Source organism: Rhodovulum sp. BSW8, from assembly GCF_003314725.1.
Lineage (GTDB): Bacteria > Pseudomonadota > Alphaproteobacteria > Rhodobacterales > Rhodobacteraceae > Rhodovulum > Rhodovulum visakhapatnamense.
The window spans coordinates 23,701-38,745 of sequence record NZ_QNVX01000025.1; the positions used below are offsets into that span (position 1 = coordinate 23,701).

Consider the following 15,045-nt stretch of genomic DNA (forward strand, 5'->3'; position numbering starts at 1 on the left):
TGCGGACGTAGCGGGACCCGCGCGCCCGGGAGGGGCCCGACCGGTTCAGCGGCCTCAGCCCGGCTCGTGCAGCACGCGCCGGCGCATCACCGCCAGCGACGGGGACTTCGTGTGCTCGATCAGCTCGAAGGTTTCGGCAAAGCCTCCCTCCTCGCGCGCGGCCCAGCCGCCGACCCCGTACCAGTCGGCGATGTAATCGATCCGGCTGTTCACGACATAGGCCAGCACGTTGCCCTCGGTCCGCCGCGCCTCCAGCGCCTCGGGGTTCACCTTGCCGTCGAGATTGATCGTGCGGTCGTGCCAGTAGCCAAGCGTGCCGGTCTGCACGGCGGCGACCCAGGCGCTGTCAGGCACGTTCCGTTCGACCCAGTCGACCACCTGCATGTGACCCTGTTCCTGCGCACCGGGCAGCAGCAGCCGACCCAGCAGCAGCATGCACAACCCGACCGCCGCCGATCCGGTCCAGATCGCGGGCCGCAGCCCCCGCGCCCGGAACAGCCAGCGCGACAGGTCGGCCAGCACCCAGAGCGAGGCGATGATGCAAAGCGGCGCCAGCGGAGCCAGATAGCGGCTCATGAAATGGGGGGCGCCGAACCAGAGCCCGTAATAGCCGCTGACCATCGCCCCGAACAGAAGATAGGCCAGTACCATCAGCCGGACCGGCCGGCTGGCCCGGGTGAAGACGCCGATCAGGAACCATGCCAGCACGCCAAGGCTGACGGCGGTGGCGATCGCGATCACCGGCAGCGTCTTTTCCAGCGGGTTGGGAACCGGCAGCATCGGCATGAAATATTCGAAGATCTTGACCGGCAGCACGCCCAGATTCTGGCCGAACTCGGCCGCCATCGACTGCGCCGTGCCGCTGACCGGCATGATCGAGCCGAAGCGGATCTGGTTGTTCAGCAGCCAGGGCGCGGCGACGAGGATCGAGATCAGGCCCGAGGGCACGATCCGGGCCGCGACCGTCCGGATCGGGTCGCGGCGCAGCAAAAGCCCGTCGATGGCCCAGACCAGATAGACCGCGACCAGCAGGAAGACCGCGTCGATCCGGGCCAGGAAGGCGATCCCGGCCATCAGCCCGAAGCCCAGATGCCAGGCCCAGCCAAGCGGAGCCTCGCGCCGCAAGAGCCGCAGGAACATCAGCAGCACGGCCAGCACCGCAGCGCTGTAAAGCCCGGTCTCGAGCCCGTTCATGGTGTGCAGCACCAGAAGCGGCGACAGATACCACAAAAGCGCCGCGATCCAGGGCAGGGCCGGGGCCTGGCCCTCTGGGTCGAGGATCCGGGCCGCCAGCGCCCGGACCAGGAAGAACCCGGCCACCGACCAGGCGGCCATGATCAGATGGATGCCGATCAGGCTCGTCACCTTGTCGCCGCCGGTTTCCAGATAGGGCAGGGTGAACAGGAAGGTGGCCAGGGGCTGCACCCCGTTGGTGGGAATGGTGCCGTCCGAGACCGACATGCCAAGCCCCATCGCCATGTTGCGGGCGACGGTCAGCATCAGGTAGCCGTCCTCGGTCATGAAGAATTCCGACAGGGCCGGCTGGCCCGTGACGATGGGAAAGAGCCGGTAGAGGGTTCCGGCGGCGAAAACCAGGCCGACAAGGCTGGCAAGCCGGTAAAATGCAATTCGTGACATCGAAACTCGCGTGTTGCCGTGGCGCCGAAGAGATGAGGGCACTTTATCTCGCGCCCCCCCGCTTGATAAGCAGAAGCGGTCAAAGCTCGCCGATATCAGGAACAGCCCGGTGGTCCAGAACCCGCAGCCCGAAACGGGGCTCAAGCAGCGCGCCATGCGTGGGACCGTGTTCTCGCTGGCGGAATTCGGTGCCTCGAACCTGCTTCGTCTCGTCTCGAACCTGATCCTCACGCGGCTGCTCTTTCCCGAGGCCTTCGGGATGATGGCCATCGTGCAGGTCTTCATGAGCGGGCTGCAGATGTTCTCGGACGTGGGCATCCGCACCTCGATCACCCTCAGCAAAAGCGGCGACGACCCGGATTACCTCAACACCGCCTGGACCGTGCAGATCCTGCGCGGCGCGATCCTGTGGCTGGCCGCCTTCGCTATTTCGGGGCCGGTCGCCCGCTTCTACGACGAGCCGCTGCTGGCGCAGCTGCTGCCGGTCGTGGCGCTGAACGCGCTGTTCGCGGGCTTCATGTCGACCAATATCGCCACCGCCAACCGGCATCTGCGCCTCGGCCGCCAGACCATGCTGACCATCGGCTCGCAGGTGCTGGCGCTGGCGCTGAACATCGCGCTGGCCTTCTGGCTGCGTTCGGTCTGGGCGCTGATCTGGGGCGGGCTGGCCAGCACGGTCTTCATGGTGGTGGCCTCGCATACCCTGATGCCCGGGATCCGCAACCGGCTGCGCTGGCACCGCGCCTCGTTCAGCGACCTGATCCGGTTCGGGAAATGGATCTTTCTCAGCACCATCGCGGGCTTTGCCATGAATCAGGCCGACCGGGCGATTCTGGGCAAGTTCATCACCCTCGACCAGCTTGGCGTCTATACCATCGCCTTCTTCTTCGGAAATCTGCCGATCCTGATGGCGCGGGCAACGCTGGGCAAGATCCTCGGCCCGCTTTACCGGATGCGCCATCCTTCGAAGAACGAGGCGAACCGGCGCAACGTTCTCAAGGCCCGGCGGCTGGCGGTGGGCGGGCTGGTGGCGATGACCGTGCCGCTGGCCTATGGCGGCGGCCTGCTGATCGAGCTGCTCTACGACCCCCGCTATGTGCTCGCCGGTCCGATGGTGGTGCTGTTTGCCTTCGCCCTGCCGCTGCAGCTGGTTTCGCTGGCTTATGGCGGCATCCTGCTTGCTGTCGGGGATTCGCGGCGCCAGTTCTACCTGACGGCCATGACCGCGACGCTTCAGGTGGCATTGATGCTGGTCGGGGTGATGACGGTCGGTATCGCGGGCGTGATCCTGGCCCCGGCCCTGGCCGCGATGCTGATCTATCCGCTGCGGTCCCGGTATCTCAATCTCTACAATGCCGACGATCCGGTCAGCGACATGATGCTGCTGGCCGTGAGCCTTGCCCTGAACGGCTATGCCTGCTGGCTGCACAAGGACGGCCTGCTGCAGCTTCTGTCCTGAACCGCGCTCCGCAGGCAGGTTGGATGATGCAGCCCGGGGGCGGTGGCTTTAGGAACGGGCGCGGGCGCGGCGCTGCAGCCGCAGAACCCCGCGCCGCATCCTGCCGTAAAGAAAATCCGGAAGCGCCAGGCCGTTCAGCCTGCGCATGATGCGCAGATGGCGGGCATCGAGCGACTGATTGATGCCGCTTGCCCGCTTGAGATCCTGCTGAACCTCGCGGGGAATGCCGACATGGTCCAGCAGCGCGCCGCCGCTGCCGAACGGATGAGAGCGATCGTCCTCGAGCCGGAAGACCTGCACCCGCTCCGGTCCGATTGTCGCCGCGATCCGCGCCGTGACGGCATCGAGATCGGCCCCGCCGCCGATCTCAGCCAGGAACTCTTCGAAGCTGCCAGAATAGCGGTCCTGCTTGACCGACTGATTGTGCACGCTCTTCAGCCAGGAGGATTCGTCGCGCGTATAAAGCAGGATCTCGACCGGATGAGGGGCGAAGGCCTCCACCATCATCTGCGAAACCTCATGCGCCCTGGGAAACAGCCGGGTCTCGCCGTCCTGACCGATATGGGGACCGAAGAAGGCTTCGTCGGTTATCAGCACAGGACGGTCGGATCCGGCGACCCTTTGCGCCAGCCGGTCGAGTTCGGCGCGAACGGCCGATGCCTTGCCCCGTCCGGAATTGTAGGCCAGACAGGCCATGCGCAGATCGTAAGTACCCAGCTCGATACGGTTTATGATCGTCAGATAACAGGAAAGACGCTTTGCATTGTCCCGAAGAACCCGCTGCAGATAGGTCGATGCCGTTTTGTGAAAGCCGCAGTGAATATGGGTTTTCATAGGTCTTATCTTACTATCGCAAGGTCTCCTGCCTATCATTTTCTCGTTCGGCTTGGAGCGCCCTGGGCGATCCGCTAGCCTTCGGCCAGCCGCGTTCGCCGAAGGGGGTTTCCGTGTCGTTTTCCAGTGCTCTCCGTCGCCGTGCCCGTCAGGGCCTCGGAACCGCCCTCTGGGCGCTTCGGGACCTGCCCGGAGCCCCCGCCTTCGAGGTTTTCGCCCGGCGGCTCGACCGGGTGAACCGCGCCCATGTGGCCGAGATCCGCAGCCGGGGCGGCGACCCGATGACGCCCAGGGCGCCCGGCACCCTGCCGAAGATCCTCTGGATCTACTGGGCCCAGGGGCTCGATGAGGCGCCGCCGGTGGTGCAGCGCTGCATTGCCAGCTGGCGCGCCGCCAATCCGGGCTGGGATCTGCGGGTGCTTGATCGCGACGCCGCGGGCGCCCTCGTGGATCTCTCGGACCTGCCCGCGGCGCTGCCCAGACGCCATGAGGCCGATTTCCTGCGGCTCAGGCTGCTCGAACGCTTCGGGGGGGTCTGGGCGGATGCCACTGTCTTCTGTCACCGGCCGCTGGAGGACTGGCTGCCGCTGCTGGCCGGATCGGGCTTCTTCGTGTTCCGCGATCCCGGGCCGGACCGCTGGCTGTCGACCTGGTTCATCGCCGCGGCGCCGGGACATCCGCTGATCGCCGCCTGGGCGCGGCAATACGGTGACTATCTGATCGCCCGGCGGCGCCCGCCCGGGCCCTATTTCATGGTGATGTACGCCTTCCAGTTCGCGGTCTCCCGGTCTCCGGAGCTGATGCGGGAATGGCGCTGCTGTTCGGGGCTCTGGGCCGTGCCGAGCTTTCGGCTGATGGCGGCCCTCGACGGGCAGGCCGGTGCCGAGGAGGCGGCGGCCGAAACTCTGCGGCGCGGCCTGCCCGTCAGCAAGCTGAACTGGAAAAAGCCCTTCGATCCGGCTCGCTTCGACGCGATCCTCAGGGCGGCAGAACGAAAGCGGGACGGCGGCTGACCGCGACCCGTCACTTGTATTCGATCAGCCGGGTGCTGCGACCCGTCAGCCGGTTGAGATGGAACTGCACCACGCCAAGCGCCTCGGGCAGCTTGGCAAGCGTCAGGAACAACGCCCGCCGCCAGCCGGTGCCGCGCAGGCCCAGCCGCAGCACCTGCAGCGGCCAGACCAGCAGCAGCGCCAGACCCCAGGGGCCAAGCACCAAGGCCGCAAGCGCCGCCGCCAGCGGCACGCCCAGCCCCCAGACCAGAGCCCGGCGCCTTTGCGCGACATTGTGGCGTTCGGGCGGCGCGCCATGCAGATGTGCGCCCTCGGCATAGGCATGGCCCGCGCGGCGGGCGCGGGTCCACCATTGGCCGAACCGGGTCATCGCGGCGTCATGCCAGGTCATTTCGGCGTCGAGCCGCCAGATCTCCCAACCCGCCTGGCGCAGCCGCACGCACAGTTCGGGCTCTTCGCCTGCGATCAGGGCGGGGTTGTAGAACCCGACCGCCACCAGCGCCTCGAGCCGCATCATCGCATCGCCGCCGCAGGCCCGCGCCCAGCCGACCGGCGTGTCCCATTCGGCATCGATCAGCCCGTTCCACAGCGTGGCCCCGGGAAACCGCTCGCGGCGGCGGCCGCAGGCCACGGCGGCTGTGGGGGTTGCGTCGAGAAAGGCCCGCGCGGTCTCGATCCAGCCCTCGCGCAGCTCGCAATCGCCGTCGACCATCTGCACATGGCGGGGCAGGGGGCCGGTTTCCGTCAGCCGGGCCAGACCGGCATTGCGCGCCCGGGCGGCGGTGAAGGGCTGGCTGCGGTCAAGCTCGACCACCTCGGCGCCGCGCTGGCGGGCGGCCTCGAGGCTGCCATCGGTCGAGCCGGAATCGACATAGACGATCCGCGCCACCCGTCCGGCCAGCGAGTCGAGGCAGCGGATCAGCCGTGCGCCCTCGTTGCGGCCGATGACGACCGCGGCCAGGTCTGTCGGGGCGGCAGGGGTCATGGCGCGAGGAACGGATAGCAGAGCCCGAGCGCCGGATCGTCGGGGAAGACCCGGGCCAGTGCGTCGCGGTCGGCGGCGAAGATGGGGATCAGCCGGGCGCGGGCGGCCTCGGACAGTTCGGGGCGGCGGGTGATGCTGCGCGCCCGCCGCACCCGTTCGCGCAGCGCCTTCGGCACCAGCGCATGGCGCAGGGCCCTGGCCAGCGGATTGTCGACCAGCAGGCGCTGGAAGGGCAGCTTGCGGAACCGTTCGGCCGAGACGTTGCGCGCGCCCAGATCGCTCTGCCAGACAGGGGGCGTTTCCAACCCGATAAAGGCACTGATCCTGCCCAATTCGCCTTCCGGGTCGGCCTTCAGACCCTCGAGGCTGGTCAACAGGATCCGGTCGGGTCCGAAGGTTTCGGCGAAGGGCGCGATCTGCATGCCGTAGCGCCCGTACTCGGTCAGGGTCGGGTGCCGCTCCAGCGCGGTTTCCAGATCGGTCCGGATCTCGCCGGTGGTCCATTCGTGGATGTAATGCGAGACCGCCCGGTCCAGCGGGTTGCGGATCATGTAGATCAGCTTTGGCGCCGGGCCGGCCGCTGCCAGTCGGCGCACGGTGTCGGGATAGGTCGGCAGCTTGGTATAATGGGTGCTGGCCTCGCCCTTCAGGGCCCCCGGCGGCGCGGCGGCGAAAAGCCCGGCATACCAGTCCGGGCCGCGGGCATGGATCTCGTCGTCGGAGAAGAAGTTCGGCTCTTTCGGATCGGTCAGGAACAGCCCCTGCTGGGCCGCAAGCTGGGCTGCCAGCGTGGTGGTGCCGCTTTTCATGGCGCCGATGATGATGAAATCGGGATGGGTCATGTCTCGTGCGGGGCCAGTCGGGGGCCGAGCGGGGCGGCGGCGTTGATCCAGAGGTCGCGGGCCTCGCCCTCGAGCGGAGGCTGCTGCCCGGGGCGGCGGGCGAGGCGGCGCAGCAGCGCGAGCCCGCGTCCGGCATGCCACATCAGGTTCGCGGCCCAGAGGCCCACGAGCCCATGCGCCTGATAAAGGAAGCGCGTGCGCGAGGCGTAGTAATAGGGCGGCAACCGCTTGCGGGCATTCCGGAGCGTCTTGACCGGCCCGGACCCGCCGCGGAAATGCACCGCGACCGCCTCGGGCACCCGGGCGATGCGCCAGCCCGCGCGGCGCGCGCGCAGACAGTATTCGGCATCCTCGTAATAGAGGAAATAGCCCTCGTCCATCGGCCCGAGCGCGGCCGTCATCTCGGCCCTCAGCAGGATGCAGGCAAAGCTTGCCCACTCGATCCGGGCCGGAACAGGCTCTGTTCCGAGCGACACCTCGAAGCGGCGCAGCGCCCGGGTGACGAGCCCGGTATTGGCGCCGCGGATCAGCTCGCTCATCGGCGAATGGAACCGGAAACAGCTGTCCTGGGTCTCGCCGCTGTCGCGCAGGATGCGCGGCGCGAACAGCCCGGCCTCGGGTTGGGCTTCGGCGGCGGCCAGGATGGTGCGGCAAAAGCCCGGCCGCAGCACCGCGTCGGAATTGAGCAGCAGGTAGAATTGGGCGGGCTTCGCCGCCATGCCCTGATTGTGCCCCCCCGAAAAGCCGGTATTCGCGGCCGAGCGGACCAGCGTCACCGGCGCGCCGGGATGGGCGTCGAGCCAGTCCTGAAGCACGGTCTCGGACCCGTCGCCCGAGGCATTGTCGACGATCACGACATGGCCGTCGATCCCGTCGAGATCCTCCAGCACCGACGCGAGGCAGGTCAGGGTCATGTCCGCGGTGCGGTAATTGATGATCGAGACGACAAGGCGGTGGGTCATCCGCGGCGGCTCCGGCTGTGCAGGGTGGTCTGTCGGGTATAGGGCGTGGCGCGCATCGCGGGTTGCGGCGGACTGTCCTCGGGGATGTCGCTGCCTTCGTCGGACGGCGCGCGGCCCCGGGTCCGGGCCAGCCGCCCGCGCGCTGGGGGATCGGCGGCGGTTTCGGCCGCGGCCCGAGCCGAAGCCGGGGCCTGTTCCAGCCGTCCGCTCAGGGCGCCGGCGATCAGCCAGGTGATCGGGGTCAGGCTCGAATTCGGGATCATGTCGCTCAGATTGGCGACCATGACCAGCGCCAGCACCGCGGTGCTGGCCTCGACCTGGCGCGGTCGCCGCGCCAGCATCAGGATCGGGACCGTCAGCAGGCCGAATTTTCCCATATAGCCGATCAGTCCGGATTCGCCGATCACGATCACCCAGACCCCGTCGGTCACGCTGAGATCGCGCCCGGTCTCGGGATCGAAGACGCGGTTCCGGGCGAAGGAGCTCCAGCCCAGAACAGGACGCTGCATCGCCTTTTCAAGCAGGATGTCCTCGTTCACGAGCCGGTATTTCAGGGAGCCCGCCCGGTCTTCGCCGCTGAATTTCTCGAAGAGCCCCACCACGCGGTCGGTGGGGATCAGGTCGGCGCTGCGCAACAGCGGATAGAACAGCACGGTCCCGGCCAGCGCCGCCGCGATCACGATCTGCAGCCGGGTGCTGAGAAACAGTGCCACGGGCACCAGAAGCAACCCGATCGCCAGGGCGCCCAGGTTCTTGGACAGGACAAGCGTGCCGAACAGCCAGGCCGCGGCCAGCAGACAGACGGTCCGCCGGCGCCGGTCGATCCGCGACAGCCCGCAGGCGACCAGCGTGGCCATGGTCAGGAAGATGCCCAGCCGCAGCCCGTGTTCTAGAAAGACCATCGGGCGGTAGCCGTTCCCGCGCAGGTGCTGGATCCAGGCAGATGGCCGGAAACCGTAGACCATCATGTTGAGTTGCGGTGACATCCGCACCTCGAAAAGGGCCAGTGCGGCATAGACCGAGGCGAACAGGCACAGCCCCCAGAGCAGCACGCGCCGCCCGGCCTCGTCCGCCAGCATCCGCCGCCCCAGCAGGAAGGGCAGCAGCGCCACCGCCATGGCCAGCACCATGGAGCCGGCATCGTAGGGGCCAAGCCCGCGCCGCACCGTCGGGCCGTAGACCAGCGTGTCGTTGTTGACCAGAGCGCTCAGTCCGACCGACAGAACAGCGACGACGAAGAGCGCGCGCATCAGCGGATGGCCCGGGGTCCATCCCGGCAGGATCCGTCCCGTGCCTTGCGCGGCCGTCGACCAGGGGCGGCCTGCCACCCGGGCTGCGACAGTGGCCGTCATGACCGCCGCGACGATGGCGGGAAGGGAATGCTTGTTGAACGTGGGCAGACCCGGCAGGTCGAAGCTGGCTTTCACCGGCAGGAACAGATAGGCCCCCAGCAGGCAGCAGACCAGGGCCTGGGCCGGCCGCAGGGCCCGGAACAGGATCACCGTGACGATGACCCAGCCCCAGAGCGCGAGCATCGGCGGCACCATCGCTCAGCCTCCCCGCGTCAGCCGTCGGCAAAGCGCCCGGCGGGTCAGACCGGGCAGGACGATCAGGCAGTCCAGATAGCGCCGGCCGAGCCGGGCCGGATCGGACAGCATCCGCCAGAGCCATTCCGCCGCGATCCGGCGCACCCAGCGCGGCGCGCGGCGCTGTCGGCCCGCCACGAAATCGAGGCTCGCCCCGATCGACAGGAACCCGGTGCCGGGCAGGCGGGGGGCGGCGCGGGCCGCAAAGCGTTCCTGCTTGGGCGCGCCGAGCGCCACCAGGCAGATCCGCGCGCCCGACCGGCCGAGTTCCTCGATCATCGCGTCGGCTGCCGCGCCCTCGGGGTCGAACCCCATCGGCGGGGCCAGGGTCGCGACCACCCGCAGTCCCGGATAGTCGGCCTCGACGACTTTCTTTGCCTGCTCCAGCGTCTCGGCGGTCGAGCCGAAAAACGCGACTGGCCACTCGTGCCGCGCGGCCAGCGCGAAGACCGGCCCGATCAGGTCGGAGCCGGGCACCAGCTCGACCCGCTGTCCGGCCAGACGCGACAGCCAGACGATCGGGTTGCCGTCCGCGGTGACATGGCTCTGGGCCAGATAGGCGGCGCGGAAGGCCGGATCGCGCGACAGCTTGACCACATGATCGAGATTGAGCGTTGCGACGGAAAATCCGTCGCCCCGGACCAGCCGGGCCTCGAGATCGGCCAGCAGTCCGGCCATCGAGGCCACCGTGACGGTGACCGCGCGATCGGTTTCGCCGCCGGTCGGGCTCCAGCCCATCATCGCCGCAGCCCCCGCATCGAACCCCGGACGCCTGTGTCTTGCCGCTGCATGTCCACCGCCACCATCACGCGCCCGCGGGGGGCTTTTCTTCAGGGTTGCGCCACCCGGAGACCTCTCGGGACGGACCGGAAACACGGTCTTCGGCATACGAAAAACGGCCACGGATGGCGAGTGCGAATCTGCTTTAGAGCAGGTCCGTTACAATTCCGGTAACCCGTGCCGCGCCCCGTGTCGGCCGTGCCCGGGGAAACGGTGAAGGCGTTCTGGCGCGATTGCCTGCAATTCCGCAAGGCGTCATCCCAGCCCGGACCGGCGGGTGTTCGGCGGGCCTGACCGGCGGGGACGGCCGCCCTTTTGCCTTACGTTTCCGTGACCGCGGCCGGGCGGTTCGCAGTTCAATTCGAGGGGGCCTTCGGGTATAACCTGCCCGAGTTTCAGCAGGGTCCGAGTTTGAGCAAGGATTGATCCGGATGTCGATTTTCAACGAGGCGCTGTCCTCCCGCCGACAGAGCCGCGCGTTTTCCGGATTGGGCCTGTTCTGGCTGGCGGTGGCTGTTCTGGGGGCGGGGCTGTTCTTCCGGCCCGGACTCGATGCGCTGCTGGTGGCCTGGCAGAAGCCCGAATACAGCCACGGTCCGCTGATTCCGGTCCTGTCGGGGCTGCTGTTCCTGCGCCAGCTCAAGACCGTGCCCGAACGCCCGGGCGAAATTCCACATCGCTGGCCGGGGGTGCTGGTGGTCCTGTTCGCGCTGATGCTGGGCGCGGTCGGGCGGGTCTCGAATATCGACGACATCGTCGCCTATGCGCTGATCGTCTGGGTCGGCGGGCTGCTTCTGATCAGCTTCGGCTGGTCGACGGGCAAGCATTTCTGGCCGCCGGTTCTGCATCTGGTCTACATGCTGCCGCTGCCCGACACGCTGTATTACAAGGCGACGACCTGGCTGCAGTTCATTTCCTCCGAGCTCGGGGTCTGGTTCCTCGGGCTCCTGGCGGTGCCGGTCTATCTCGAGGGCAACATCATCGACCTCGGGGTCTACAAGCTGCATGTGGCCGAGGCCTGTTCGGGGCTGCGCTACCTGTTTCCGATCCTGTCCTTCAGCTACATCTTCGCGGTGCTCTATCGCGGGCCGGTCTGGCACAAGGCGGTGCTGCTGCTCTCGGCGGCGCCGATCACGGTGCTGATGAACGCGGTCCGGATCGCCATCGCGGGCTGGATGGTCGACCAGTTCGGCGTCGAGTGGGTCGAGGGGTTCACCCATTTCTTCGAGGGCTGGGTGATCTTCATCATCTGCGTGGCGATCCTGTTCGCGCTGGCCCGGATCATGCTGTTCCTGCACCCCGCGAAGATGAGCCTGACCGAGGCGCTCGATCTCGACACCGAGGGGCTGGTGCCGCAATTCCTGCGGCTGCGCCTGGTGCAGCCGTCGCTGGCGCTGATCGCGGCCGCGGGGCTGATGCTGGCCGGGGTCGCGGCGCTGCAGATGCTGCCCGATCGCGGCGCCGTCGCGGTCGCGCGCGACAGCTTCGTCGCCTTCCCGCGCCGGTTCGGCGACTGGCAGCAGGACGGCCCGCCCACGGTGCTGGCCCCCGACATCGCCCGGGCGCTGCAGGCCGACGACTATCACTCGATCACCCTGGTCAACCCCGACAGCCCCGCCTATGTGGGCGTCTTTCTGGCCTGGTATGCCGACCAGAGCCATGGGGGCGTCCACCCGCCCGAGGTCTGCCTGCCCGCGGGCGGCTGGGAAATCGCCTGGCTCGAACGCACCGACGTCGCCTCCGAACTGGACAGCGCCGAGCCCTTCCACCTGAACAAGGCGATCATCCAGAAGGGCGAGGTCCGGATGATGGTCTATTACTGGTTCGACCAGAAGGGCCGGAAGGTCGCCTGGGACTTTGCCGCCAAGCTTTGGCTGATCGTCGACGGGTTGCGGACCGGGCGGACCGACGGGGCGCTGGTGCGCCTGACCACGCCGATCCTGCCCGAGGAAAGCGACGCCGACGCAGAGGCGCGGCTCGACGGCATCCTGAAGGACATGGCCCCGCAGCTGCCCAGGTTCATCCCGGAAGATTGAGGCGGCCATGACCTTCGGACCGGACCGGATCTCGTCATGAGGATCCTTTTCCTGCAGACGGGCGACTATCTGGAGGCCTGGCGCCGTTTCGAGGCGGGCAGCCCCGAAACCTATCACGAACAGAAACGGACGGTGGAGTTCGTCGCCGCCATGGCGCCCGATCACGAGGTCACGGTCGCCACGCTGTCGAAGACCCCGCATGACACGCGGCTTGCGCCCGGGCTGCGGACCCTCGGGGTGTCCCTCCAGCAGATGTATGCGCCCGGTTTCGGACGTCGGCTGATCGAGGAGGTCTGCCCGGACGCCTTCCTGCCGCGCCTGCCCCATATCGACGCGATCGAGGCCGCGGCCGCGCGCCGGATCCCGACCCTGCCATGCCTTGCGGATGTGATGACCCGGCCCCGGGCCCGCGCGCTTGTCACCCGGTCCGGGCTGGCCGCGCTGCGGCGCAACCGGCGTCTGTCGCGGGTGCTGGCTGCCCCGGCCGTGACCGCCATCGGCAATCACAGCCTGCTGGCCTCGCGGTCGTTGCACGAGGTGCTGGGACTGACCCTGGACCGGATCGTGCCCTGGGAATGGACCCGGCTGGAAACCGGCATGCCGCCACGGCGGCATGCCGCGCTCGGGGGGCCGCCGACGATCCTGTTCGTGGGCAGCCATACCGAGGCGAAGGGCGCGGGCGATCTGCTGGAGGCGGCCCTGATGCTGCTGGGCGGCGGACTGGATCTGCGGGTGGTGCTGGCCGGAGACGGTCCCGAGCGTACCGCCTATCTGGCCCGGGTCGAGGCCGCGCATGAGGGCGCCCGCATCTCCTTGCCCGGCCGGATTCCCAAGGACGATGTCCGCGCCCTGATGCGCCGGGCCGCGATCGCGGTCATGCCCTCGCGACCGGCCTATGCCGAGGGACTGCCCAATACCGTGGTCGAGGGGCTGGCCCATGGGCTGCCGCTGGTGGTCAGCGACCATCCTTCGGTCAAGGCCCGGCTGCGGCACGAAACCGACTGCCTGATCTTTCGCGCGGGTGATGCCGGCGATCTTGCCGCCCAGATCCGTCGCCTTCTGGAAGATCCGCCGCTTTACGACCGCATCGCCGCCCATGCGGCTGCGGCCTATGACCGGCTGTTCGTCGGGCTGCCCTGGTACGATCTGGTCGGCCGCTTCCTGGCCGATCCGGACAACCGGACTGGCTGGGTCAGGACGGCCTCGCTGGCGGCGGTCGATCCCTGACCGGGCGCCGGGACCGCGGAAGCCCCAGCGCCGCCAGCGCGATCAGCAGCGGACCGGTCAGTTCCAGCACCATGTTGGTTCGCACCGACAACAGCGTGGGCATCCCGAGCAGGTGGTCGAAATGGTGAAACCCCGCCGCCCGGATCAGCACGAAGCCCGACACGAAGCAAAGCCCGACAATCGCCGCCGCCGACCGCCGCAGCGTCCCCCGCAGCAGCCACAGCAATCCCAGCAGGACCAGCAGCGACAGGGCGCCGATCGCGGCAATGAACTCGGCCTGCACCGCCCGCCGTTCTGCGTACCAGCCCTGCAGCCTGGCCAGGCAACGCCCGGTGGCGGTCAGCGCCGATTGCAGGTCGAGCTGCTTGTTGATCGCCAGAAGCAGCAACGCCAGGGCGACGAGGCTCCAGAAGATCCGCTCTCGCCGGGCGCTGGGTTCCGGGAAGGCCGCCGTTCGGGCCGCGCGCAGGGCCAGCGCCGCCACCGCCAGATAGACCGCGACCGTGGTCCAGCCCTGCCAGGTCGGATCGCCGATCCCGGGCCGCCAGGTTCCGAACACGCAGGAACAGATGTCTTGCACGGTGCCCCCGGTCCGCAAATTCACCCCCGTCTGCGTCCAGTCTAACCGGTTCGTCCCCGGCCCGGGACAGGCGGATTGTCCTCGCGTCCGATCCGCGCCGTGATTCTCGAAACCGGCGTGCAGAAAGGCCTATTGTTGACGTAATCGAAAATATCGCAGTGCTTATGCCCGGATTGTCGCGATTGACTGGAAAATCGGCAGGGCTATGCCGAATTTCGCACCGTCGGCTTCGGCGGCAAGCGGGTTTTTGCCCAGCGTCTCGCGGCCCTTTACGTCGCGCGGGTAATCGTTAACCACCCTCTGGACGATATCCCTGCATGACTTCGGCACTATGAAAGGCGCCCCATGAGACGACTTCTCCAGCTTGTTATGGCTCTGTTCGGGGCCATGGGTCTGTTTGGAAGTTCGACCGCAGGCGCCCTGGTGCTGCGGGGGATCGCCACAGGCGACGAGAGCATCGAGAAGGCCGGTTCCGAAGCGGCGCCGGGAGGCGGCGCGGGCACCGAAGACGCCGCCGTGCCTTCGGCCGGGGACACCCGGGCTGCGGGAATGGACGAAACGGCAGGGGCGACGGCCGGATCCGGGGAAGACCCTGCGGAAACGGTCGCGGCGGGGGCGGTCCTGAGTGGCGCGACCGAATTCATCTCTCCCGGCGGCTGGGTCGCGACAGGCCGCAATTCGGCTGACGAAAACGCCTCCCGTTTCGCCTCGGAGGCCGACAGCTCCGGTCTGTCCGAGGCGCTCGAGCCCGCGCCCGGACTCCTTGCGTTTTCTGCTTCTGCGGCCAGCGCGTCGCGGGCGGACCCTGTTCTTCTGAAGTTTGCGGCTTTGGTCGGGATTGATCCCTTGACGCTTGTGAAGGGCGATGGCGGGTCGGTGCCGGATGGGGGGGCGACGCCGGATGGGGGGAGCCCGGACGAGACGCCGGACGAGGGTCCTGTTGTGGTCGATCCTGTCGAGGAGACGCCGGACCAGGGGGCCGGGGAGGATGGCGGGTCCGACGGCGGAGCGGGCAATGGCAATACTGGCGGCCAGGACAGTGGCGAGACCGGTGGCAATACTGGCGGCGACACGGGCAGTGTCGATCCGGGACCCGGCGGGAG

The 15,045-nt window shown here is 68.2% G+C and carries 12 protein-coding genes and 1 pseudogene; 5 read left to right on the top strand and 8 right to left on the bottom strand.

Translation table 11 applies throughout. The annotated features are described in order from the left end of the window. Positions 1-54: 54 nt before the first annotated feature. Positions 55-1,638, bottom strand: coding sequence for a hypothetical protein (locus DSD19_RS12070; RefSeq protein ID WP_113669753.1), 1,584 nt, complete (start codon positions 1,636-1,638; stop codon positions 55-57). 109 nt (positions 1,639-1,747) lie between these two features. On the opposite strand from DSD19_RS12070, the gene DSD19_RS12075 reads away from it, so the two are divergent. Next, positions 1,748-3,097: an oligosaccharide flippase family protein gene (locus tag DSD19_RS12075; protein ID WP_113669754.1), complete on the top strand. Its 1,350-nt coding sequence runs from the start codon at positions 1,748-1,750 to the stop codon at positions 3,095-3,097. A gap of 48 nt (positions 3,098-3,145) precedes the next feature. Here DSD19_RS12075 and DSD19_RS12080 read toward each other — a convergent pair whose 3' ends face one another. Continuing rightward, positions 3,146-3,970, bottom strand: coding sequence for a hypothetical protein (locus DSD19_RS12080; protein ID WP_165828120.1), 825 nt, complete (start codon positions 3,968-3,970; stop codon positions 3,146-3,148). A gap of 74 nt (positions 3,971-4,044) precedes the next feature. Between DSD19_RS12080 and DSD19_RS12085 the strand changes: the two genes are divergently transcribed. Further along, positions 4,045-4,944: a capsular polysaccharide synthesis protein gene (locus tag DSD19_RS12085; protein WP_133260420.1), complete on the top strand. Its 900-nt coding sequence runs from the start codon at positions 4,045-4,047 to the stop codon at positions 4,942-4,944. A gap of 10 nt (positions 4,945-4,954) precedes the next feature. Here DSD19_RS12085 and DSD19_RS12090 read toward each other — a convergent pair whose 3' ends face one another. From DSD19_RS12090 to DSD19_RS12110, 5 genes are read right to left on the bottom strand one after another with little or no spacing between them, the layout of a single operon-like run. Continuing rightward, complete coding sequence (locus DSD19_RS12090; RefSeq protein ID WP_113669757.1) at positions 4,955-5,929, bottom strand: glycosyltransferase family 2 protein; 975 nt, start codon at positions 5,927-5,929, stop codon at positions 4,955-4,957. Then, positions 5,926-6,771, bottom strand: coding sequence for a sulfotransferase (locus DSD19_RS12095; protein ID WP_113669758.1), 846 nt, complete (start codon positions 6,769-6,771; stop codon positions 5,926-5,928). The genes DSD19_RS12090 and DSD19_RS12095 overlap by 4 nt, the downstream gene beginning before the upstream one ends. Next, positions 6,768-7,733, bottom strand: coding sequence for a glycosyltransferase family 2 protein (locus tag DSD19_RS12100; protein WP_113669759.1), 966 nt, complete (start codon positions 7,731-7,733; stop codon positions 6,768-6,770). Before DSD19_RS12100 ends, DSD19_RS12095 begins: the two co-directional genes overlap by 4 nt. Beyond that, a complete protein-coding gene (locus tag DSD19_RS12105) occupies positions 7,730-9,277 on the bottom strand; it encodes a hypothetical protein (protein ID WP_133260421.1) in 1,548 nt (515 codons plus the stop codon). The genes DSD19_RS12100 and DSD19_RS12105 overlap by 4 nt, the downstream gene beginning before the upstream one ends. 6 nt (positions 9,278-9,283) lie before the next feature. After that, positions 9,284-10,060 carry a WecB/TagA/CpsF family glycosyltransferase gene (locus DSD19_RS12110; protein WP_113669761.1) on the bottom strand — a complete coding sequence of 259 codons (777 nt, stop codon included), beginning with the start codon at positions 10,058-10,060 and terminating at the stop codon, positions 9,284-9,286. Positions 10,061-10,530: 470 nt separating this feature from the next. On the opposite strand from DSD19_RS12110, the gene xrtD reads away from it, so the two are divergent. Both xrtD and DSD19_RS12120 read left to right on the top strand, forming a co-directional pair. After that, positions 10,531-12,135, top strand: coding sequence for a VPLPA-CTERM-specific exosortase XrtD (xrtD, locus tag DSD19_RS12115; RefSeq protein ID WP_113669762.1), 1,605 nt, complete (start codon positions 10,531-10,533; stop codon positions 12,133-12,135). 36 nt (positions 12,136-12,171) lie between these two features. Beyond that, positions 12,172-13,362: a glycosyltransferase family 4 protein gene (locus DSD19_RS12120; protein ID WP_113669763.1), complete on the top strand. Its 1,191-nt coding sequence runs from the start codon at positions 12,172-12,174 to the stop codon at positions 13,360-13,362. Here DSD19_RS12120 and DSD19_RS12125 read toward each other — a convergent pair. Then, positions 13,328-13,942: an isopropylmalate isomerase gene (locus tag DSD19_RS12125; RefSeq protein ID WP_133260422.1), complete on the bottom strand. Its 615-nt coding sequence runs from the start codon at positions 13,940-13,942 to the stop codon at positions 13,328-13,330. The genes DSD19_RS12120 and DSD19_RS12125 overlap by 35 nt on opposite strands. Before the next feature lie 345 nt (positions 13,943-14,287). Between DSD19_RS12125 and DSD19_RS12130 the strand changes: the two are divergent. After that, positions 14,288-15,045 (top strand): annotated as a pseudogene (locus tag DSD19_RS12130) (hypothetical protein); the annotation flags it as partial.